The 15,477-nt window shown below is 41.6% G+C and carries 8 protein-coding genes and 1 pseudogene; 7 read left to right on the forward strand and 2 right to left on the reverse strand.

The window, feature by feature from the left end; translation table 11 throughout:
* Positions 1-268 precede the first annotated feature (268 nt).
* The 5 genes and pseudogenes from VB713_RS22585 to VB713_RS22605 all read left to right on the forward strand — a co-directional run bounded on the left by VB713_RS22585 (position 269) and on the right by VB713_RS22605 (position 6,869).
* Positions 269-466, forward strand: coding sequence for a hypothetical protein (locus VB713_RS22585; protein ID WP_323313751.1), 198 nt, complete (start codon positions 269-271; stop codon positions 464-466).
* 293 nt (positions 467-759) lie between these two features.
* Positions 760-1,348 (forward strand): annotated as a pseudogene (locus VB713_RS22590) (Uma2 family endonuclease).
* A gap of 191 nt (positions 1,349-1,539) precedes the next feature.
* The gene (gene purL, locus VB713_RS22595; RefSeq protein ID WP_323313752.1) at positions 1,540-3,924 is read left to right on the forward strand and encodes a phosphoribosylformylglycinamidine synthase subunit PurL; all 2,385 of its coding nucleotides are present in this window, start codon (positions 1,540-1,542) and stop codon (positions 3,922-3,924) included.
* Positions 3,925-4,160: 236 nt separating this feature from the next.
* Positions 4,161-5,660, forward strand: coding sequence for an amidophosphoribosyltransferase (purF, locus tag VB713_RS22600; protein WP_323313753.1), 1,500 nt, complete (start codon positions 4,161-4,163; stop codon positions 5,658-5,660).
* Between the two features lie 663 nt (positions 5,661-6,323).
* A complete protein-coding gene (locus VB713_RS22605) occupies positions 6,324-6,869 on the forward strand; it encodes a DUF4126 domain-containing protein (protein WP_015216663.1) in 546 nt (181 codons plus the stop codon).
* 279 nt (positions 6,870-7,148) lie between these two features.
* On the opposite strand, the gene hemH is transcribed toward VB713_RS22605, so the two are convergent.
* Entirely contained in the window at positions 7,149-8,312 is a 1,164-nt protein-coding gene (hemH, locus tag VB713_RS22610) for a ferrochelatase (protein ID WP_323313754.1), read from the reverse strand.
* Positions 8,313-8,405: 93 nt separating this feature from the next.
* Between hemH and VB713_RS22615 the strand changes: the two genes are divergently transcribed.
* Both VB713_RS22615 and VB713_RS22620 read left to right on the forward strand, forming a co-directional pair.
* Entirely contained in the window at positions 8,406-9,035 is a 630-nt protein-coding gene (locus tag VB713_RS22615; protein ID WP_323313755.1) for a class I SAM-dependent methyltransferase, read from the forward strand.
* A gap of 232 nt (positions 9,036-9,267) precedes the next feature.
* On the forward strand, positions 9,268-9,399 hold the full coding sequence (locus tag VB713_RS22620; RefSeq protein WP_323313756.1) for a hypothetical protein: 132 nt from the start codon (positions 9,268-9,270) through the stop codon (positions 9,397-9,399).
* Between the two features lie 26 nt (positions 9,400-9,425).
* Here VB713_RS22620 and VB713_RS22625 read toward each other — a convergent pair whose 3' ends face one another.
* Positions 9,426-15,275, reverse strand: coding sequence for an AAA family ATPase (locus VB713_RS22625; RefSeq protein ID WP_323313757.1), 5,850 nt, complete (start codon positions 15,273-15,275; stop codon positions 9,426-9,428).
* Positions 15,276-15,477: the final 202 nt, after the last annotated feature.

Below are 15,477 nucleotides of genomic sequence, written 5' to 3' on the forward strand. Positions count from 1 at the left end.
TATATCAATACTCTTAGTGATTTTAAAAGTAAAGTTGCCACCCGTTTTTAGTATACAATAGAAAAAAGACTAAAACGAGTTAGGTTAGGCAATTTAAGAAACTACCGCGCAGTTAGGGAAGGAGTCTGTGAACTTAAAATTAACTATGGACCTGCCTACTGGATCTATTTTGGACAAATCTAGTCAAAAATAATACTTTGACTCTGTGACGGAGATAAAAGTACCCAAGAACAAGATATATTGACAGCTAAAGAATACTGGAGAGATTATGACAGAAGTGAAAACAGCAACCAGTAAAAGTAGAAGTTACCAAGATTATCTAATTTCATCTCTTCAAAATGAAGAACACTCTACCGCTTATCTAGAAACTTTTTTAGAATTAGAAGAAGAAGGACGTGAACCAGAATTACTCCGTGCTGGTTTAAAACCTGTACCTCAAAATAGTAGTAAAAAATGGAACCGATGAAATTGCTAGCACATATCGGCACAGATGGTATATTAAAAATCCAACCCCATACAGATTTCAAAGATAAATCTGTAGAAGTATTGATAGTTTTTCCAACCATTAGATAATCCAGAAACTACCATAATAAAACATAATGCTTGGAGAAAAATTACTACTAAACAATCAATTCAAGACGCAATTGGTAGAATGCAACAACTAAGATAAGAAGTAGGTTTAGATAAAAACTTAATTCGTGAAATGATTGAAGAAAGACGAAGATTTTAATGCAGTTTGTTTTAGGAGGTTATGAAATTATGATTGCTTCTTCCGATTTTTACATCACACCAGAAGAATATTTAGCAATGGAAGAAAAAAGCACGGTTAAACATGAATATATTGATGGATATATTTATGCAATGGCTGGCACACTTGATCCTCATGTTACTATAGCTGGTAATATATTCTCTTTACTCCGTAATCACGTTCGGGGTTCTGGTTGTCGGGTATATATCGCTGATATGAAAGCGAGAATAGAATCTTTAAATAGATTTTACTATCCTGATGTGATGGTAACTTGTGATTCACGAGATCAAGAAACTCCAGGTTATAAAAGATTTCCTTGTTTAATAATTGAAGTTTTATCTAATTCTACCGAAGGATTTGATAGAGGTGATAAATTTGCTGATTATCAAATGTTGGAAATTTTGCAAGAATATGTTTTAATTAATACAAAAAAAAACGAGAGTTGAATCTTTCAGACGCAATGATGAGGGACTTTGGATTTTACAGTCTTATGTGGAAAAACAAGCATCATTTCAATTGAAAAGTATTAATTTTGCAGGGACAATGACAGAACTTTATGAAGATGTGAATTTTCATCCTCTTGAATCAGAAAAACCTTAGAACAACATGGCAGAAATAACAATCTAGCCAAAAAATGTGACAAGATTAAAAAAAAGTCAGTAGTCTTAATCTCTTTATATCTCTAGATCCCCGACTTCTGAACATCAATTCAGAATTTATTGACAAGATAAAAATAAGAAGTGAGGAATCTCAGATAGAATATTCCTCTGTCCTCTTGGTGCATAACTTCCATGACCACCATCTCCGAAAATCCCTTTTCTCCCCAAGAAATTGCCTCAGAAGGCATAAAACCAGAAGAATATACCGAAATTGTCCGCCGCTTAGGTCGTCATCCCAATAAAGCCGAACTAGGTATGTTTGGGGTGATGTGGTCAGAACATTGCTGTTATAAAAATTCCCGCCCTTTACTCAAACAGTTTCCCACGACAGGTTCCCGCATTCTCGTTGGACCAGGTGAAAATGCCGGAGTTGTGGATATCGGCGACGGACTACAATTAGCGTTTAAAATAGAATCCCATAACCACCCTTCCGCCGTTGAACCATTCCAAGGTGCTGCAACTGGAGTTGGTGGGATATTAAGAGATATTTTTACCATGGGGGCGCGTCCCATAGCCTTATTAAATTCTCTCCGTTTTGGAGATTTGAATGATCCGAAAACCCAAAGATTGTTTACAGGTGTAGTATCTGGTATTTCACATTATGGTAATTGCGTTGGAGTACCGACTGTAGGGGGTGAAGTGTATTTTGACCCCGCCTACTCTGGAAATCCCCTTGTCAACGTCATGGCTTTGGGTTTGATGGAAACGTCAGAAATTGTTAAATCTGGGGCTTCAGGCTTCGGAAATCCTGTTTTGTATGTGGGTTCAACCACCGGACGGGATGGCATGGGTGGGGCAAGTTTTGCCAGTGCGGAATTAACGGATGAATCAATGGATAACCGTCCCGCTGTGCAAGTAGGAGATCCATTTGTCGAAAAGTCTTTAATTGAAGCTTGTTTAGAGGCATTTAAAACTGGGGCTGTAGTTGCGGCACAGGATATGGGGGCTGCGGGTATCACCTGTTCAACTTCGGAAATGGCGGCTAAAGGTGGTGTGGGGATTGATTTCGATTTAGATAAAATTCCGGTGCGGGAATCGGGAATGATTCCTTATGAATACCTGCTTTCGGAATCTCAAGAACGAATGTTGTTTGTTGCCGAAAAGGGACGAGAACAGGAATTAATTGATATTTTCCACCGTTGGGGACTGCAAGCGGTGGTTGCAGGTACGGTAATTGAAGAACCTATTGTCAGGATTTGGTTTGAGGGGAAAATAGCTGCCGAAATTCCGGCTGATGCTTTAGCGGAAAATACACCTTTGTATGAAAGAGAATTATTAATAGAAGCCCCCGAATATGCCCAAAAAGCTTGGGCTTGGACAAGTGATAGTTTACCTGCTTGCAATGCTGCGGGTATTGAAATTGCAGGAAGTCTGCAAACTTGGAATCAGATTTTATTGACTTTGCTAGATACTCCCAGCATTGCTTCTAAAAGCTGGGTTTATCGCCAATATGACCATCAAGTTCAGAATAATACAGTCTTGTTACCTGGTGGTGCTGATGCTGCTGTGGTGCGGTTACGTCCTTTAGAAGAAACCCCCAATCTCACATCCCCAATTGCCAATCTCAAATCCGGTGTTGCGGCTACAGTAGATTGTAATTCTCGTTATGTCTATCTTGACCCTTATGAAGGGGCTAAGGCAGTGGTGGCGGAAGCTGCCCGGAATCTTAGCTGTGTGGGTGCTGAACCCATTGCTGTGACGGATAACCTCAATTTTGGTAGTCCAGAAAAACCCATTGGTTATTGGCAATTAGCGTCTGCTTGTCGGGGTTTAAGTGAGGGTTGTCGGGAGTTGGGAACGCCGGTAACTGGGGGAAATGTCTCTCTTTACAATGAAACTTTTGATGCGGAAGGTAATCGTCAACCAATTTACCCGACTCCGGTTGTGGGTATGGTGGGTTTGATTGAAGATTTGAGTAAAATTTGCGGACAAGGTTGGCAAAATCCAGGGGACATAATTTATCTTTTGGGTATTCCAGTTTCATCCAAAATCCAAAGTCCAAAATCTAAAATTGAATTGGGAGGTTCTGAATATTTGGCAACGATTCATCATACGATCGCAGGTAAGCCCCCTAGAATTGATTTTGATTTAGAACGTCTTGTCCAAAAAGCTTGTCGTCATGGTATTCGCGCTGGTTGGGTAAATTCTGCCCATGATTCGGCTGAGGGTGGTGTGACTGTTGCCATAGCAGAATCTTGTCTTTCTGGAAATTTGGGGGCAGAAATTCATTTCCCACTTAGTGCAAATCACGATTCCCGCTTTGATGAAATTCTATTTGGTGAAGGTGGGGCGAGAATTTTAGTTTCTGTCAGTGAAGAAAACCAAGAAAAATGGGAATCCTATTTACAGGAGCATATTCCAGAGAATTGGCAAAAGCTGGGAACAGTGGCTAATTCTGGTAATTTGGAGATTTTAACCGCAGATAACCATAAGTTACTCCAGGTTAGTCTCGAAGATATGAGCGATCGCTATTCTTTAGCAATCTCTAAACGTCTCGCTATCTACACCAATACTTAAGCAACATCAAAAAATCAAGGATTACGCATGAAAATTTACAATTCATACGTAATTCTTAACCAATTTACGATACTGTTTTAATGGATGGTTAAAGATTTATTAAGAAGCAGGAGTCAGGATTCAGGAGTCAGGAGTCAGAAGAAAAATTAATTATTCCCAATTCCCAATCCCCAATTCCCAATCTCCATCCCCCCCAGTTCCCACTGACTCGACACCCCACCAGGAGTAAAATCAGCATGATTCCTATCCATTCCGTCACTTCGGATGAATACCCCCAACTTGCCAACAACCAAACCGAAAGTCATGAAAATCGCCCAGACAAGCCAGAAGAAGCTTGTGGTGTTTTTGGCATTTACGCCCCAGAACAAGACGTTGCTAAAATGACCTATTTTGGATTGTATGCCCTCCAGCACAGGGGTCAAGAGTCTGCTGGTATTGCTACCTTTGAAGGTACGCACGTACACCTGCACAAAGATATGGGCTTGGTGTCTCAAGTTTTTAATGAAACTATTTTAGAAGAATTACCCGGTGAATTAGCTGTTGGTCATACTCGCTATTCAACAACTGGTTCTAGCCGGAAAGTTAACGCCCAACCCGCTGTTGTGGAAACTCGTTTAGGTTCATTGGCACTAGCACACAATGGTAATTTAGTCAATACTGTGCAATTAAGAGAAGAATTACTCAAAAGTAATTTTAACTTAGTGACATCCACAGATTCAGAAATGATTGCTTATGCGATCGCTCAAGAAGTCAACGCCGGTTTAGATTGGTTAGAAGGTTCTATTCGTGCCTTTAACCGTTGTGAAGGCGCATTTAGTCTAGTCATTGGCACACCGGATGGTATCATGGGTGTACGTGACCCCAACGGCATCCGTCCCTTGGTAATTGGTACTTTAGATAGTGATCCTATCCGTTACGTACTCGCTTCCGAAACTTGCGGTTTAGATATTATCGGTGCAGAATACCTGCGTGATGTCGAACCAGGGGAATTAGTTTGGATCACCGAAGCCGGTTTAGCCTCCTTCCATTGGAGTCAAAAGCCTGAACGCAAATTGTGTATCTTTGAAATGATCTACTTTGCCCGTCCTGATAGCCTCATGCACAACGAAACTTTATACAGTTATCGAATGCGCTTAGGACGCAGAATAGCCAAAGAATCCCCCGTAAATGCCGATATAGTTTTTGGGGTTCCTGATTCTGGCATACCTGCGGCAATTGGATTTTCCCAAGCTTCTGGCATACCCTACGGTGAAGGATTAATTAAAAATCGCTACGTCGGACGCACCTTCATTCAACCCACCCAAACCATGAGAGAATTAGGTTTGCGAATGAAACTCAATCCCCTCAAAGATGTGCTTGCAGGTAAAAGAGTCATCATTGTTGATGATTCCATTGTCAGAGGAACTACTAGCCGTAAACTCGTTAAAACCTTGCGTGAATCTGGTGCAGAGGAAGTACATATGCGGATTTCTTCCCCACCTGTGACTCATCCTTGCTTCTATGGTATTGATACTGATACACAGGATCAATTAATTGCAGCTACTAAATCAGTAGCAGAAATAGCCAAGCAATTAGAAGTTGATAGTCTCGCTTATTTGAGTTGGGAAGGAATGTTAGAAGAAACAAGAGAAGATACTAATAGTTTCTGTTCAGCTTGTTTTACTGGTAATTATCCTGTGGCCATTCCTGAACAAGTTAAGCGTTCTAAATTGATATTGGAAAAGGTTGTAGTTTAGATAATTCTATCATCTTGTTGGATGGGCAAGATGCCCATCCAAATCTTTAATTGTCAGAATCAGGATAACCAGGATTATAGGATTTTCAGAATTTATCATCCATATTATTATTTCATCTTCAAAATCATGTATATCCTTTTGAAGATTTCGTACTCATTATAATATAAACTTAAGATGCTGATGCAAACAATAGGACTTATATAAAAATTTATGTAAGTGATTCAAATTTTTGTAAAAATAAATTACAGAATTTTCAATCTGCTGAAAAAAACAGCACCAGGAGTTTTTGTATAACGAGGTAAGGATTCAGGATATTTGATATAGAAGGGAACAGAAGAGAAAAATATTCTTCTTCCTCCTGACTCCTGACTCCTGAATTCTTACGTAACAAGTAATTACCAGTCACCGTATAATAACATACTATATATTAAAATATAATTACTGTATTCTAGACAAATATTACAGTTTATTCTCAGCAATTTTAAATTGCTCCTAAAATTTACCCAAACATGATAAGTATGAATTATAACTGTATATATAACATCAAAAATGCATCTACTATGTACAGACTAGTTAATCCCAGTGTTGTACAAAAATTATTTTCAATAAAACTAAATATTCACAACTCTCTTTTGCTCCTTTATTCATAATAGGGATATTCCAATGATTGAAATTCTCGCCACGCTCTCTGCTGCTGCCGCTGCTGGATTGAGAATAGGTACGCCCTTGCTCATCATTGGGCTGTTACAAGGCAGCAACCTCTGGTCTCAAGTTCCGCTGTTATCACGTATTTCTCCTTATGTATTAATCTGTTTACTCACTAGTTGGTCACTATTTGAGCTATTTGCTTCCAAAAGGCTAAGTGGGCAAAGAATAGTACAACAAATTCAGTTATTTTTATCTCCCATCGTAGGCGCAATTATGGGATTAGCCGTTGCTTCAGCAACAGCAATGCCAAGCTGGATAATTGCTTGTATTGGTGGTTCCTTGGCTTTGGTACTCCAACTAGTTCAATTAGGTTGGTTTTATCGCTTGCGTGGCTTGCCGTTGTGGGCAGTTTTTCTTCAAGATATGTTGTGTGTTCTACTGGTGCTGTTTGCCGTTGATGCTCCCTGGCAAGGAGGATTAATTGCCTTAATTCTCCTCTGGTTTGCAATTCATAGCGCTAAACAGTGGTATCAGTGGTACTGGCAAAATCGTCGTCTGTAGACAATTTTAGCTCAAACAAAAAGAAACCTCTCATACCGTTTCATTTTGAAAGTTGATACAAATAGGCAGCAAGGGTGCAGTGGAGAGAATTAAACACCAATAATTTGTATCAGGCTTTTCGTAAAATGGGATCACTTACTTTTTGGCATAGCGTGCTGAAGGCATAAGAGAGAGAGTGTCGCTGAAAATACTTAACCCCTAAATTTTTGGGTTTTTAGGGGTTAAATCCGGTATTTTTAGTCTATTTTGTGAATAATTAAAATTTCTACCCTGCTATTTTTACAAAAGTCCGATCGCATGAAGTAAGCCTTTACCAGTTATTAATTCGATAATTAAAGCAATGAAACCTAGCATGGCAATTCGACCATTCCAGACTTCAGCGCTAGTTGTCAAACCCCATTCCCAACGTTCTTGAGGGTACATTCTCACCCTTTTCTTCATTTGGGTGACTTGCGAAAGTTTGAGGCTGGGTTTTTCTAGTGATTCAATTACCAAGTCTGCCAGTGCTTTAATAAATACCGGATGGGTATTCGGCGCAGCGGCACGACGGAAGTTGTGAATTCCGGCTTCTTCGGCTATTTCTCGATATTCAATGTCGATTTCTTGCAATGTCTCGATGTGTTCTGAGACAAAACTGATCGGTACAACCACTAAATCTTTAACACCTTTTGCACCTAGTTCTTTGAGAGCATCCTCTGTATAAGGTTGCAGCCATTCCACAGGACCAACACGGCTTTGATAAGCTAGGGTGTGGGCATTGGGGCGATTTAGGGTTTGCATGATCAGCTGAGTACATTCCTCAATTTCCTGCTGATAAGGATCACCCGCTTCGACAACATAGCTTTTAGGAACGCCGTGGGCACTAAAAAAGATATGCACTTGATCAGGATCAGGGTATTGATTGAGTTGCTGAATGATCAGTTCTGCCATTGCTTGTAGGTAGCCTGGTTGTTTGTACCAGGAAGGAATAACGGTGTATTCCAGTGGTTGTAATTTGGGGTTTTCGCGCCACAGTTGATCTAAGAGTCGGAAGCTGGAACCACTAGTACTGATAGAAAATTGAGGGTAAAGTGGTAAGATTACCAGACTTTCAATATTATCCTGAGATAGTTGTGCGATCGCTTCTTCTGTATATGGATGCCAATAACGCATTCCTACATAAATATTTGCTTCTTTCCCCAAAGCATCTAATTGTGCCTTCAGTGCTGCCCCTTGTTCTTCTGTAATCCGCCGTAATGGAGAACCACCACCGATATACTTATAATTTTCTTGAGATGTTTTAGTTCGTCTTGTAGCAATAAACCAAGCCAAAGGTTTTTGCATCCAGCGAAAGGGTAGACGAATAATTTCGGGATCAGAAAACAGATTGTATAAAAACGGCCCGACATCTTCTAATTTATCGGGGCCTCCGAGATTGAGTAATAATACGCCTACACGACCCATAGCAGTTACTTTCCCCCAACCTTTCAGATTTTTTACTAATGTTCACAATATATCTTTAATTAAATATAAAGCTTTATCGGTAGGAAAGATGCAATGGCAACTATTTTCAGAGACTGGAGTTATCGCTATCAATGGTTATATGATGGCATATCGCGTTTAGCCGCCTTAACTGTGGGTGGTGAAGGTCGTTTCCGCCAACTCGCTTTACAAGGTTTAACAATAAACTCAGATACTCAAATTCTAGATTTATGTTGTGGTAGTGGTCAAACCACAGAATTTTTAGTGAAATTATCACAAAATGTTACAGGGCTGGATGCTTCCCCATTATCTTTGCAACGGGCGCGGCGAAATGTGCCGAATGCTACTTATATAGAAGCTTTTGCGGAAAATATGCCCTTTGCAGATAATTTATTTGATCTCATCCATACAAGTGCCGCTTTACACGAAATGCAGCCTGAGCAATTACGAAAAATCATTCAAGAGGTTTATCGGGTTTTAAAGCCAGGGGGTGTGTTTACGTTGGTAGATTTTCACACACCAACAAATCCTATATTTTGGCCTGGTTTGTCGGTGTTTTTCTGGTTATTTGAAACGGAGACTGCTTGGCAGTTATTAAAGACTGATTTACCCGCTTTGTTAAGAGAGTATGGGTTTGAGGTAGGTGAACCAAGTTTATATGCTGGTGGTAGTTTGCAGGTTATACAAGCGCGGAAATTAAGTTAGTAACAAAGAACATAAAACACAAGTATCTAAAAAGTGTTGAGGAATAAATTTATCACCTACTTGGTATTATTCCTCGTCTTTATCTATTTTATTTGTCCTTTGTGTTGAGATAGCGATATCCTATTTAAGTTGTAAACTAATTCATGAAGCTAGACAATAGGAGACTTTTTAGAGTTATTTTTTTGATATCGGCTATAAAGTCAATGAAGATTTGTTTACAAGTTCAATCAAGGTGCAGAAGTCGCCAAACCGGGTTTTCGGTGCAGATGACATAGTTTTTGTGGCTACAGTAGTGGGAGGGATAGCAGCAACAGCCAATTTGATTGACTATGGTATCAAAGTTGGTAAAGCGATCGCTAGTTGAAGGTATAGAACCAAAGATCCAAAGATTTACCACCGAAAATTTGCTGACTTACTACCAATGATGGGTAAACTAATGCAGAACTCAGTTCCTTGACCAGGCTCAGAGCATACATTTAAGCTACCATCATGTTTTTCCACCACAATTTGGCGGGCGATCACCAATCCCAATCCAGTACCCTTACCTACGTCTTTAGTGGTAAACAAATGGTCAAAGATTTTAGCTTGCACATCGGAACTCATGCCTTTGCCATTATCACGAATACGGATATGAATTTGGTTTAATTCGACGTGAGTACGGATGGTAATTTGTTGGGGATTGGCTTCTATTTCTTTGAAAGATTGGGTTTGTGACATTTCATCAAACACATCGATGGCATTTGCCAGGATATTCATAAATACCTGGTTTAACTGTCCAGGGAAGCATTCAATTGTGGATAAATCCCCGTAGTCTTTAGTAATTTGAATTGCTGGACGATGCTCGTTAGCTTTGAGGCGATATTTCAAAATCAATAGGGTACTATCAAGACCTTCATGGAGGTTGGCACTGACTTTGTAGTCAGTATCAGCACGGGAGAAAGTACGTAAACTGGTGCTAATATTTTTGATGCGGTCTGTTGCCCCTTTCATGGCATCAAGCAACTTGGGTAAATCTTCCAGGAGGAATTCTAAGTCAATGTCTTGGGCTAATTCTTCCACTTCATCTGTGGGTGGTTGCTGTTGATGATAAGCTTCTAGATACTCCAATAAGTCTTGTACATTGTCTTTGGCGTTGCTGATACTGCCATTGAGGAAACCGATGGGGTTGTTGATTTCGTGGGCGACTCCAGCAACGAGATTCCCCAGGGAAGCCATTTTCTCGCTTTGCACCATTTGCAGATGAGCGTTCTGTAACTCCTGCATGGTCTGTTCAAGTGCCTGGGATTTCTGAATAACTGCGGCTTCGGCACATTTGCGATCGCTCACATCCAGCACAATGCCGTCCCAGACAACCGAGCCATCTGTCTTTTTTTCGGGACGAGCGGCAGCCTGGAGCCATTTCACTTTCCCGGATGGGGTGATGATTCGCCATTCTTCGATAAACGGAGTTAGGTTTTGAGTCGATTCAATCATGGCTTGGACGATAGCCGCCTCATCTTCAGGATGGTGCATAGCATATACGCTACGTTTTCCCGTCATTACATCGTTGGGATCTAGTTCATAGAGATCAAGGCAACCGAAACTAACATAGGGAGTTGCGGTTGAGCCATCAGGAGCTAGACAGAACTGATAAACCATGCCGGGAATATTAGCCGCCAGATTTTGAAAGCGGGTTTCATTGTCCCGAAGTTGCATAAGAGCCTGCTGGGACTGTTGATACAGCCGAGCATTTTCCAAAGAAATCGCTGCTTGGGTTGTGAGGAAGTTTAATATTTCCACGCGATCGCTAGTAAACGCACCAACGGTAAAGTGATTTTTGAGATATAAAATGCCAATGAGTTGACCTTGATTTAATAGTGGTAAACACAGCACACTCTTGGGTTGGCGTTCCATGAGGTAGTCATCAATCACGGGTAAATCAGTTTTCAGTTCGTCAATAACCACAGTTTTTTGGGTGTTTTTGACATACTGAATCAATTTGAGTGGGAGATTGGGATTATTTGTGAGCGGTTCAGTACAAAGTTGTGTCTTATCTAGGGAGGCAATAGCTCGCACTTGCCATTCCCCGACTTCATTGGGGAGTATCAACGCACAGCGATCGCCTCCCGAATTTTGCAAGATAATTTGAGTCAGTTGATGCAGAAGGTCATCGAGTTCAATAGTGCTGGAGAGAGCTTGAGAAGCTTTGAGAATGGCAGCAAAATCGAGGGCTTGATTAATGCTAGTACTGCTGGAGCTTTTTTGAGTACTGGAACCGTAAATGGTTGGCGAGGCAATCGTCATTAAGGTGTTCCAAGTACCAGCTGATACTTCTGTTTCCTGTAGAATGGGGCGCAGTAGATGGGGATAGCGTTGTTGTAGATCATCGGTTTTAGCTTTGGCTCCCCAACGGGAATAGCAGTAGTAGGCTTCCTGCATATAACCTGCGGCGACTTTTTCTTTGCCCCAGTTGAGATAAAACTTGGCTGCAAGTTCGTTGGCGAGGGCTTCGTCCTGAATGAAGCCGTTTTCTTTTGCTCCAGCAATAGCGCGATCGTACATTTCTATTACTTGAGAAGTATTTCCTACGACTCGACATTTTTCTGCGGCAACCAACGCACAGCGATGAGATTGGTTGCTCGGTGCATGAACAGCTAGCTGATCTAGATGCTTTTGATGGGCAGTGACTTGCTCTAAAATACTAGTCTGCTCAGTTTGGCTAACAGTTGGATAGATTGCTAGCTGAACCAATGCGTCGTAAAAAGAAAATAGCGGAATATGTATCAGTCCAGCGGCTGCGTGCAAATATTGTTCTGTGATGCGGGCATTTTCCAGTGCCTGTTCGTATCGCTCGAATAGATAAGAAAGGATTAGTTTGTTGAAATAAAGTTGGAACAATGCCAGAAATTGATGGGCTTCACGATGAAGCAGAATCATATCGTTCTCATCATAGAGATCACTACACAAGCGATCTGGTTCGGGTTTAGTCTCCAGTAGGTTCAGGACAGAGTGATAGTAGCTACCTTGAATGTTAAAGTAGATATCCTGACCAAATTGCTGCATTACCTGGCGATGATCTTCCATCGCTTGTTTGAGGGAGGAGAGTTCCTGCCCGCAAAAATAAGCCGTGTAGTCATAACACAGCAGGCTGAGGCTGGCATACTCCAGATCGCCTGTTTCTAAGCCGCAGGAGTACGCTTGCAAAAATCCGTTGAGGGTATCTTGTGCTGGTTCTTTGAAATATCTAAGGTAAACATTAAATCCCAAAATAGTTTTTGCAGTGAGTTTAGAGTTATGGAAGTGCTGCAAAAGATTCATCCCGAATTGCCCGAAGCGATAGCCTGCATCAATGTCTTGCAACATGACAATTTGCATTAGTCCGTACATGATGTAGCTATAGGTTGATTCTGGGGCATTGCCATATTGCATGGATAGGTTGATTTGGGCAAAGATAACCAAAGGCAACAGATCTGGTGCGGCGTGGTAAGCGGCGGTTATGATACTGGATAAGATAACCATTGACGCTTTTGGTTCTGCTGCGGTCATTGTCGGTAGCGTTTGCAAGGAGTTGATCGACTTACCGTCGAGTAATTCTTGGGTATACTGAAGTGCTTGTCCGATATCTGCGTGGGTGGGTTGTTCTGGTAGATGCACGCCCAAACGTTCCAGCACCTCCTTCGCTAACTGCAAAGCTTCTATCTGTTGATTTTGAGCCATGCAAGCTTGAATCTTGACCTCATAGATGGTGATTTTGTCCAGCAATGAGCGAGCATGGGTTAAAACAGTTTCAGCCCATTGTTCCATCTGCTCAGAATCGGTGTTGAGATAGCTCGCTTCCGTAATCTCTTGATGGAGCGCCAAGGTGAGGGGGTAATGACTCTCCCAAGCTTTATCTGGTAATAAATCAATGCCTGTAGCGAGATAGGAAATCGCCGTTTTGTAAGCAGTTGAGAGTTTCGCCTTGCGTCCCGCTGCTAGGTTCAACTCTGCTAAATCTTCCTGTGCTTGGCGTTCGGTGATGAGAGCTAAACCAAGGTTTAAATGGTTCACAGTTTCAAATAGCCGCTCTTCTTGTTCCTGCCCAGAGGCGTTGTGCCGCAGTAATTGTCCTATTTTGAGATGGGTTGCCTGTTTTTGCTCATCAGGAATCAGGGAATATGCCGCTTGTTGAACGCGATCATGCAAAAACTTGTAATGCAGTGTTTCCTGCGGTTGGTCTTCCTCTGCTTGGGCTTCGCCTAAATAAAATTTGTACATATCGCTTTGCGGCAGAATCAAGCCTTCCTGCAAAGCCTTCCAGAGGGAGGTTGCGACTTCTGTTTGGGGCTGTTCGGAGGAGATCGCCAACGTCTCCAAATCAAAGTACGCGCCAACACAAGCCGCCAGTTTCAAGATATGTTGCGTCGATTCCGGCAGCTTTTGTAACTGCAACGCCATAAACTCGACGACATCATTCGTTAAAGCAGCATCTTGAACTTGCACAATGTCACATTGCCAATGCCCTGCATTGCGATCAAAAGTAATCAGCTCATCCTGATGCAGCACCTTGAGAAACTGAGTTACAAAGAAAGGATTACCTTTTGTTTTTTGCATCACCAGTTCTGTCAGGGGTTGCACTACTGTTGCCGGAGCATGGAGAGTATCCGCCACCAAGTGATTGAGACTGTTAAAACTCAGGGGTTGCAGGGTGATGGTCTGGATGGTTGCTCCCGCTTTCTCGATATCATTGAGGGTCAAGAGCAAGGGGTGGGCAGCAAAAACTTCATTATCTCGATAGGCTCCTAAGAGCAACAAATGACCCGTTTGCTTTTCAGCCATCAACACCTGAATCAAATTCAGGGAAGCCGAATCTGCCCATTGCAAATCATCGAGGAACATTACTAGAGGATGTTCCAGGGTGGTAAATACCTGAATGAACCTTTGGAACAGCAAATTAAACCGATTTTGGGCAGCAGTTCCCGATAATTCCGGTGCGGTCGGTTGTACTCCAATAATTCGCTCCAGTTCGGGAATTAATTCCACAATCACTTGGGCATTTTCTCCCAGTGCTGCTAAAATCTGAGTTTTCCATTCCTGTATCTGCGTATCACTTTCACTGAGCAATTGCCCCATTAAATCCCGGAAGGCTTGCACAAAAGCTGAGAAGGGAATATTGCGATTAAACTGGTCGAATTTACCTTTGATGAAGTAACCCCGTTGCTTGAGAATGGGCTTATGCACTTCGTTGACGACGGCTGTTTTACCAATACCAGAGAATCCAGCCACCAGCATCATTTCTGAAGCACCTTGGGCAACCCTTTCAAAAGCATCTAGCAGGATTTGTACTTCCTCCTCCCGTCCGTAGAGTTTTTCGGGAATTAGGAAGCGATCGCACAAATCCCTCTGTCCCAATTCAAACTCGGCTATTGAACCAGTTTTTTTCCACTGGCTTAAACACTCATCCAAATCATGCTTAAGTCCCAAAGCACTTTGATAGCGGTCTTCGGCATTTTTCGCCATCAGTTTGGCGACTATTGCCCCCAGCATTTTAGACACATCTGTATTTACCTGATGCACAGGTGTGGCAATCTTGGCAATGTGACAATGAACTAATTCCAAGGGGTCTTCGGTAATGAAGGGTAAACGACCTGTGAATAATTGATATAGGGTGACACCGAAGGCATAAAAATCACTACGGTAATCAATACCGCGATTCATCCGTCCCGTTTGTTCTGGTGCTAAATAAGCCAGGGTTCCTTCCAAAGTGTTGGGATTTTGGATTTCCTGGGTTTCTTTGGGTAGCACTGAAGCAATGCTAAAGTCAATCAACTTAACTTGCTTAGACTCTGGATGAATGAGGATGTTGGCGGGTTTGATATCTTTGTGGATTACCCGAAAAGAATGTAATTCGTGGAGAATGTCCGTTATTTGCAGAGCGATCGCTAATTTATCAGTTAAGTCTAATTGATGTTGCTGAATGTATTTTTCTAGGGATACTCCACCCCAATCTGCCATCACCAGGGCATAGCTATTGCCAAATTTTTCCAGGCTAAGTGGTTGAATAATACCACCAATGGGTAGGTTTTTGGCTATGGCATACTGATTGCGAAACTGTACCAATTCCCCAAATGTGGGGTATTTTCGTTGCAACACCTTAATTACTACGGGCAATTGCCGATTATTTTGTACTGCTCTATACACTGCTGTCCGAGAACCTAGATAGAGTTGTTCAGTAATGGTGTAACCAGAAATTTCCCGGAATTGAGGTGTTGTGGATGTCATTGGCTTGAGAATTAGTAATTGAGTGGGGAGTTCATTAAGTTCATTACTGTAATTAAGATACCCACAAATTTATGCAATCTAACAATCCTGATTCCGCTGAAAATGGCGATATTAGAAGTATCCAATACAACAATAGTCAGTAAGTAAAAACTCTGTGCAGAAAAAATAAAGAAAAAGCTTGCGAATAAGACAGGGAAAGGGT

The organism is Anabaena cylindrica UHCC 0172 (assembly GCF_034931625.1).
In the GTDB taxonomy this organism is placed as follows: Bacteria; Cyanobacteriota; Cyanobacteriia; order Cyanobacteriales; family Nostocaceae; genus Anabaena; species Anabaena cylindrica_A.

Coding starts and splice junctions, on each gene's coding strand:
- VB713_RS22585 (WP_323313751.1), top strand. CDS start 269: ATGACAGAAGTGAAAACAGCAACCAGTAAAAGTAGAAGTTACCAAGAT.
- purL (WP_323313752.1), top strand. CDS start 1,540: ATGACCACCATCTCCGAAAATCCCTTTTCTCCCCAAGAAATTGCCTCA.
- purF (WP_323313753.1), top strand. CDS start 4,161: ATGATTCCTATCCATTCCGTCACTTCGGATGAATACCCCCAACTTGCC.
- VB713_RS22605 (WP_015216663.1), top strand. CDS start 6,324: ATGATTGAAATTCTCGCCACGCTCTCTGCTGCTGCCGCTGCTGGATTG.
- hemH (WP_323313754.1), bottom strand. CDS start 8,312: ATGGGTCGTGTAGGCGTATTATTACTCAATCTCGGAGGCCCCGATAAA.
- VB713_RS22615 (WP_323313755.1), top strand. CDS start 8,406: ATGGCAACTATTTTCAGAGACTGGAGTTATCGCTATCAATGGTTATAT.
- VB713_RS22625 (WP_323313757.1), bottom strand. CDS start 15,275: ATGACATCCACAACACCTCAATTCCGGGAAATTTCTGGTTACACCATT.